5 protein-coding genes are annotated in these 7,159 nt (G+C 62.4%); 3 read left to right on the top strand and 2 right to left on the bottom strand.

Annotated elements, in window-relative coordinates; genetic code table 11:
• Positions 1–2,320 (top strand): hypothetical protein (locus HDG39_RS35745; RefSeq protein WP_184012240.1); only part of this gene is annotated, 2,320 nt, incomplete at its 5' end.
• Between the two features lie 351 nt (positions 2,321–2,671).
• Here HDG39_RS35745 and HDG39_RS32925 read toward each other — a convergent pair.
• Positions 2,672–4,216, bottom strand: a complete 1,545-nt coding sequence (locus HDG39_RS32925) for a TolC family protein (protein ID WP_221305955.1) — start codon at positions 4,214–4,216, stop codon at positions 2,672–2,674.
• A 182-nt stretch (positions 4,217–4,398) separates the two neighbouring features.
• Entirely contained in the window at positions 4,399–4,635 is a 237-nt protein-coding gene (locus HDG39_RS32920; RefSeq protein WP_184012238.1) for a hypothetical protein, read from the bottom strand.
• 513 nt (positions 4,636–5,148) lie between these two features.
• On the opposite strand from HDG39_RS32920, the gene HDG39_RS32915 reads away from it, so the two are divergent.
• Positions 5,149–5,634 (top strand): SDR family oxidoreductase, encoded by a 486-nt coding sequence (locus HDG39_RS32915; RefSeq protein ID WP_311667975.1) that lies wholly within the window; start codon positions 5,149–5,151, stop codon positions 5,632–5,634.
• Entirely contained in the window at positions 5,631–6,662 is a 1,032-nt protein-coding gene (rfbB, locus tag HDG39_RS32910) for a dTDP-glucose 4,6-dehydratase (RefSeq protein WP_184012236.1), read from the top strand. Before HDG39_RS32915 ends, rfbB begins: the two co-directional genes overlap by 4 nt.
• Positions 6,663–7,159: the final 497 nt, after the last annotated feature.

Here is a 7,159-nt window from a genome sequence, read left to right as displayed (position 1 = left end):
TCGCGTCAGCATCGGCATCCGCATCGGCGTCCGCGTCAGCATCCGCGTCCGCGTCCGCATCGGAATCTGCATCCGCATCCGCATCCGCATCCGCATCCGCGTCAGCATCCGCGTCAGCATCCGCGTCAGCATCAGCATCCGCATCCGCGTCCGCATCGGCATCGGCATCCGCATCCGCATCCGCATCAGCATCCGCATCCGCATCCGCGTCAGCGTCCGCATCCGCGTCAGCATCGGCATCCGCATCGGCGTCCGCGTCAGCATCCGCGTCCGCGTCCGCATCGGAATCTGCATCCGCATCCGCATCCGCATCCGCATCGGCATCGGCATCCGCATCCGCGTCCGCGTCGGCATCAGCGTCGGCATCCGCATCCGCATCCGCATCCGCGTCAGCATCCGCATCCGCATCCGCGTCAGCATCCGCATCCGCATCCGCGTCCGCATCCGCATCCGCGTCAGCATCCGCATCCGCGTCCGCGTCCGCATCCGCATCCGCATCCGCATCCGCATCCGCATCCGCATCCGCATCCGCATCCGCATCCGCATCCGCATCCGCGTCCGCATCAGCGTCCGCATCGGCATCGGCATCCGCGTCAGCGTCAGCATCGGCATCCGCGTCAGCATCCGCATCGGCGTCCGCGTCAGCATCGGCGTCAGCATCAGCATCGGCATCCGCATCCGCATCCGCGTCAGCGTCAGCGTCAGCATCGGCATCCGCGTCAGCATCCGCATCCGCATCCGCATCCGCGTCGGCATCAGCATCCGCATCCGCATCCGCATCCGCGTCAGCGTCCGCATCCGCGTCAGCGTCCGCATCCGCGTCAGCGTCCGCATCCGCGTCAGCATCGGCATCCGCATCGGCGTCCGCGTCAGCATCCGCGTCCGCGTCCGCGTCCGCATCGGAATCTGCATCCGCATCCGCATCCGCATCGGCATCGGCATCCGCATCCGCGTCCGCGTCCGCGTCGGCATCAGCGTCGGCGTCCGCATCGGCATCCGCATCCGCGTCAGCATCCGCATCCGCGTCCGCGTCCGCGTCCGCATCCGCATCCGCATCCGCATCCGCATCCGCATCCGCATCCGCATCAGCATCAGCATCAGCATCAGCATCCGCGTCCGCGTCCGCGTCGGCATCAGCGTCGGCATCCGCATCCGCATCCGCATCCGCATCCGCATCAGCATCAGCATCCGCATCAGCATCAGCATCAGCATCCGCGTCCGCGTCGGCATCAGCGTCGGCATCAGCGTCCGCATCGGCGTCAGCATCCGCATCCGCATCCGCATCGGCGTCAGCATCCGCATCCGCATCAGCATCCGCATCCGCATCCGCATCCGCGTCCGCATCCGCATCCGCGTCCGCATCAGCGTCCGCATCGGCATCGGCATCGGCATCGGCATCGGCATCGGCATCCGCGTCAGCGTCAGCGTCAGCATCGGCATCCGCGTCAGCATCCGCATCGGCGTCCGCGTCAGCATCGGCGTCAGCATCAGCATCAGCATCGGCGTCAGCGTCAGCGTCAGCATCGGCATCCGCGTCAGCATCAGCATCCGCATCCGCATCCGCATCCGCGTCGGCATCAGCATCAGCATCCGCATCCGCATCCGCATCCGCATCCGCGTCAGCGTCCGCATCCGCGTCAGCGTCCGCATCCGCGTCAGCGTCCGCATCCGCGTCAGCGTCAGCGTCAGCGTCCGCATCGGCATCGGCATCCGCATCGGCATCGGCATCGGCATCGGCGTCAGCATCCGCATCCGCATCGTCGTCAACTGCACCCGGCGGCGTCTGTTCATCCACTACAGCAGGAGCGCTGCCGCCATTACCACCACCGCTCGCGGCGGCAATCCCCGCACCCAGCGCGGCAAGCGCACCCAGGCCCAGGAGGCCGAAGCCCACCAGACCGACACCCGGCGCGGCGACGAGATTCGCGCCGAAACCGTTCAGTTGCGCCGCACCCAGAACCAGAGGCGAGTCCGCGCCATCCACAAGAAAAGCGGCCTCATGATCATCCTCGCCGTCCGCAGCGATATATTCGTGATACGACCCGTCTTCACCCAGGCCGACCAGCTCGCCTTCATTGCCGTAGAAGTCCTCAATGATCAGTTGCGGCTGGTCGAGCTCCGCCCCTTCCAGGCTGACCAGAAGATTCTTGCCGGAGCGTCGCACGGTAATGTTTTCGGGGCCGTGGCCGGTCTTGCTCTCGGCCAGAATGAATTTGCCACCTTTGATGGCGCTTACACGAACGGCAGCGCCTTGCGCGGACCCGCGCAATTCAACAGTCTGCTTGATGGTGCTGCCGTCGACAACGGCCAGCTTCACTGAACTGGTACTCATGGTAGTGCCTCTTTGGGTGCGTATGCTGGTCCACCTGGCCAGCGTATAGATAGAAAATGGCGACATGGCAGTCGCAAGAGTGCTGCTCTACCTCCATTCTTGATGGGTGAGCAATAAAACGAAATATGACGAGTTCGAATTTGGACGAGACAGGAACGAGGCATTTCCCGGCACGGGAATCGCGAGCAGCGGTGCCTATGCACGATTGCGTAAGGGCTAAACAGGCAGTTGTCCGATGTTTCTCGTCTCTGTGCGCCAGACGCAAAAAGGGCCGCCATCCAGAAAGGAAGGCAGCCCATCGCGAAGCCCTGTATCCGATGCGGCTCTGATCCGCAACACCTAACCGCTGGAGCGCCCGGTCTCCAGCCAGTCAACCAGCGAACCCGCAGATGCGTGCTCCCGCAGTACCGCCGCGTAGCCATCGAACCGGTTCGTCACTTCGCTCACGCTGTTGCCGTAGTGATCGTTCTCCGCAAGGAGCACATCAAGCAGGGTTCGTTTGCCCAGGTGGTACCACTGTTCGAAGAAGGCCTTGCGCACCTGATCGGTTTCAGCGGAGAGGCGTTTGTACTGCTCCGCGCGGCTGAGCATGGTGTGCGCATCCTGATCCGCGGTGCGAATGCCATACTCGAGGTCACGCCGCTGCTGGTCGAGGCGCTGCCACGAAGCCTGTGCCCGGTACCCTGCCGCAGCCGTCGCCGCCTGCGTCGAACCGCCGCGGAATGCCGCCCAGTTGAGCGTCAACATGGTTTGCCATGGCGCACGTTGTCCCGCGCCCGTGCCTCCGATTCCGGCATTCGCACTGACAACCCAATTCACCGACGGCAGGCCCGACGCTTTCACCACTTTGGCATTCAGGTCGGCCGCATTTGCCTCGGACTGAATCTGATGCAAGCTCGGATGAGCATTCACCCGCTCCAGGAGTTGCGGCAGATTGCCCGGTTGGAGCGGCCAGTCGCGCGCGTGCGGAATCGGCGGTACGCTTTCGCCCAGCAGCTTTTGCAACGCCAGTTCCGCATCACGTGCCTTCGCTTGCGCTGAATCGCGCGCAGCTTCAGCCTGCAGCAGACGCGCCTTTGCCTGCGTGAGTTCGCTGCCGCGACCACGGTCGACAGCCACAATTTCGCTGAGCATCTTCACGAGCGTGGCCATACGCTCAACAAATTGCTGGCTCACGTCAACGATCGTGCGCTGCTTGCCCAGTTCAACGAGCGTGCTCGTCACCTCGAACGCATTCTGATTGCGGGCCGCTACATAACTACTGAGCGCGGCATCCGAGAGTTGTTCACGACTTCCGATTGTGTTCTTTGTGCGCCCCCAGTCGTACACCGTTGTCGTGACGTTCGCCGTCACTACGTTCCCGTTGTTGGAGCCATTTCGATTACCGGGACCAAATTGCACACCCTGTGTCTGCGAACCGATGTCGACTTGCGGCCACCGCAAGCCCTTCGCTTCGTCGACGTCTGATTTCGCGGCTTCGTAGGCGGCATACGCCTGCCCGACTTCGGGACTGCGCTTCTCCGCTTCCTCGACGGCGCTCAGGAAGATACGCCGCAGCGTGGCGGAATCCACCGGAGGCCCTCCCTCGCGACCGGACGGTTGCGTTTCGAGCCACTGTGAGAACGTCACCGGAGGAGCATGGCTACCCGGGGTCGACGGCTGTTTAGTCTCGACCGGAGTCGATCTGCTTGCAGTTGCTGCATCGCTCGCCAGCGCCAGATCAGACTTCGTTTGAGCGCCCGCAATGGCACTCGCCGGCAAGGCGAGCACGACCAGCAGCGACGAAACCAGCCATGACAGGGGGCGGAGCCGCAAACCGGAGAGGCCGTCCCCGTTGGTGAGGGGCGCGGCAGCCTGTACGTCAGGAAAATCGTTTCGAGTCATGATCGTAACCGGTTAGATTGAAGTATGTGGTGCAACACCTGAACCGCAATCCAGACTCAGAAAACAATGAAGCAATGCTCATCGTTTAAAGGATCGATTCGGCTAATTCGGGTGACCTTGGTGAACGAAACACGAGATTTCGTACTGGCTCCAATTGTCCGGATATCGGTGACCCCGCGAAATCAGACAGCCGCGGCAACATAGTGAGACTGGTACGAATTTTTCGTTCGCAGTCTTTCACATGCACTGATTTCCGCGCGCGATTGTCTGACCAGATAGGGCTGCCCGTATCGACAGTGGCCAACCCATTGCTCGCCTATTTCATCGAACTGTTGGCGCGAGAGCTGCGTATTGAACAGGCGTGCGGCGAGGTGCGGATAGGGCACGTTCATGGCTGTGCCGAACAGTGAAGTTGTCACACGATTCCTGCCGCAGTCGAAATTCCTGGTACCAGCATCATTTCTGACTGGTTCGATACAATGCAAAATGTTATTCCCGTGCTATCTCATTTATGTGCTTGAGATTTGCACGGAGATAGCCATGAAGCCTTTCTCTCTGATTGAATTTTCGAACTCGCACAGCCATGCAAGCATCGCGAACCATGCCCACTCCCGTCTCGTTCCCGTGGGCATGCTGTCGGTGCTGCGAAATCTGTTTGGCGCGCGTCGCTGAAGATGTGCAACATATCTTCCCGGTTCACGCATTTCCACCTGTCGGGGCGAGAAACTGTGAAGGAGACGGGTAATGCCCAGGTTCCGACTGCTGCGTCACTAGCCACTTTGTCTGTCACCTGCAGGCCTGAGGGCACGTAGTCTCGCTACGGAATATCTTCACCACCGCAACTCGATCTTTGGTTTCGATCTGCTTTTGATTGTGATTTTGACCGAACCATAAGAACGAGCGGTCGCCTCTCCTTCGCCGGCGAACAGGCGGTGCGCGAGTATCTGCCGAACCGGCACCTGATCGTGCGGGTCGCATGGGTATTCGGCGCGCACGGCGGCAACTTCGTGCGCACCATGCTACGCATAGGCGGCGAGCGCGACGTGGTGCGCGTCGTTGCCGATCAGTACGGTGGCCCGACCCATGCCGGCGCGATCGCCGAGGCCTTGCTGTCGATCGCGGCGCGCTACCGCGCAGGCGAGCCGCTTCCTTGCGACACCTACCATTTGTGCGGCACGCCCGTCACGACCTGGCATGGCTTCGCGGAAACGATCTTCGCCGCCGCGCACCGTGCCGGGCTTCTCGCGCGCACGCCGCTCGTCCAGCCGATCCTGACCTCCGCGTATCCACTGCCGGCGCCGCGGCCCGCCAATTCGTCGCTCGACTGCACGCGACTGCGCGAGCACCTCGGCATCGAAGCCCCGCCGTGGATGGCGGGTTTGAGCGAAATTCTCGACACTTGGAAGCGAACTTCATGAACCATCGTCCCCAGCATGTGCTCGTCACCGGCGGCGCCGGCTTCATCGGCGCCAATTTCGTCCGCTACCTGCTGGCGACCGATCCACATGTGGAGATCGTCACGCTCGATCTGCTGACTTACGCCGGCAGGATCGACAATCTTGCCGACCTGCCGGACGAGGACCGGCACCGGCTCGTTGTCGGCGACATCTGCTGCCGGCAGCTTGTCGACGCACTGCTGCGCGAGCATGCGATCGACACGATCGTCCATTTCGCAGCCGAGAGCCACGTAGACCGCTCGATCGCCAGCCCGGGCGAGTTCGTCCGCACCAACGTCGTCGGCACCGCGACCCTGCTCGAAGCCGCGCGGCAGTACTGGTTCGCCGAGCAGCGTCTTGACGCCGCCACCATGCGAGCACAAAGACGCTTCCATCACATCGGCACCGACGAGGTGTACGGCTCGCTCGGGCCCAACGATCCACCGTTCTCCGAAACGACCCGTTATGCGCCCAATTCGCCATATTCGGCAAGCAAGGCCGGCTCCGACCATCTGGTGCGCGCCTACTGGCACACGTATGGATTGCCCGTCACGACGACCAACTGCTCGAACAACTACGGGCCGCTTCAGCACGACGAAAAATTCGTCCCAACGGTGATCCGCAGTTGTATCGAAGGCACGCGCATCCCGGTGTACGGCGACGGCTCCAACATCCGTGACTGGCTGTTCGTCGACGATCATTGCCGCGCGATCGACACAGTAGTCCGCCGCGGCGCCATAGGCGAGACGTACAACGTCGGCGGCTGCAACGAATGGAAGAACGTCGCCATCGTGCGGCTGATTTGCGCACTGATGGACGAGCACCGGCCGGATCGAGCACCGCATGCGAGGCTTGTCGAGTTCGTGACCGATCGACCCGGGCACGACTGGCGCTACGCGATCGACGCGCGGAAGATCATCAATGAGTTCGGTTGGCTGCCCCAAGAGAGCTTCGAGAGCGGGATTCGCAAGACACTGATGTGGAATCTTTCCCGGCTGACACTGAACTGACCGGGTCCTGACGAACTGGGCTGGTGTCGGGTGGACCGGACAACCGACCACCATCATGCCAAAACAGATCAGTTTAGATAGAAATGCGGAGGATTGTTAGCGAATCCCGGCCATGCCTCGTTTCGCCATCCTGGGCCGGGCAACCAGGCACTACGTGAGTGATTTCCTCGCGCGACCAGTCGTGAGACGTCGAAGGCAGTCCGTTCGCACACCGGATTGAGACACTCACTGCCCGTACTGCATTTGATCCTCGCCTCTCCGGCGCTGCCGCCGACGGCAAAGCGATTTGCCGCGGCACGCGTAGCCTCGCAGCCAGTTATTGCGCTTGACATACGTGACGACTGAGCCGTGGGAAGGAACGCGAACATGGTTCAATGTCGTAGCGCCCAAACTGACGAGTGGCGGCGCAATCCAATGACTCAGGCTGGGAGACTGCCCGGGGGCCTGCAGGTGAGCGCGAAGCGACTGGCGGCGTCGATCGCCGCCAGTAGGCTCAA

The organism is Paraburkholderia lebeckiae (assembly GCF_014201005.1).
GTDB lineage: Bacteria > Pseudomonadota > Gammaproteobacteria > Burkholderiales > Burkholderiaceae > Paraburkholderia > Paraburkholderia tuberum.
This window is presented reverse-complemented; position numbering and strand designations above follow the sequence as displayed.

Bases quoted from the DNA above. Each gene is read 5' to 3' on its own strand.
- rfbB (WP_184012236.1), top strand. From the start codon at position 5,631: ATGAACCATCGTCCCCAGCATGTGCTCGTCACCGGCGGCGCCGGCTTC.
- HDG39_RS32925 (WP_221305955.1), bottom strand. From the start codon at position 4,216: ATGACTCGAAACGATTTTCCTGACGTACAGGCTGCCGCGCCCCTCACC.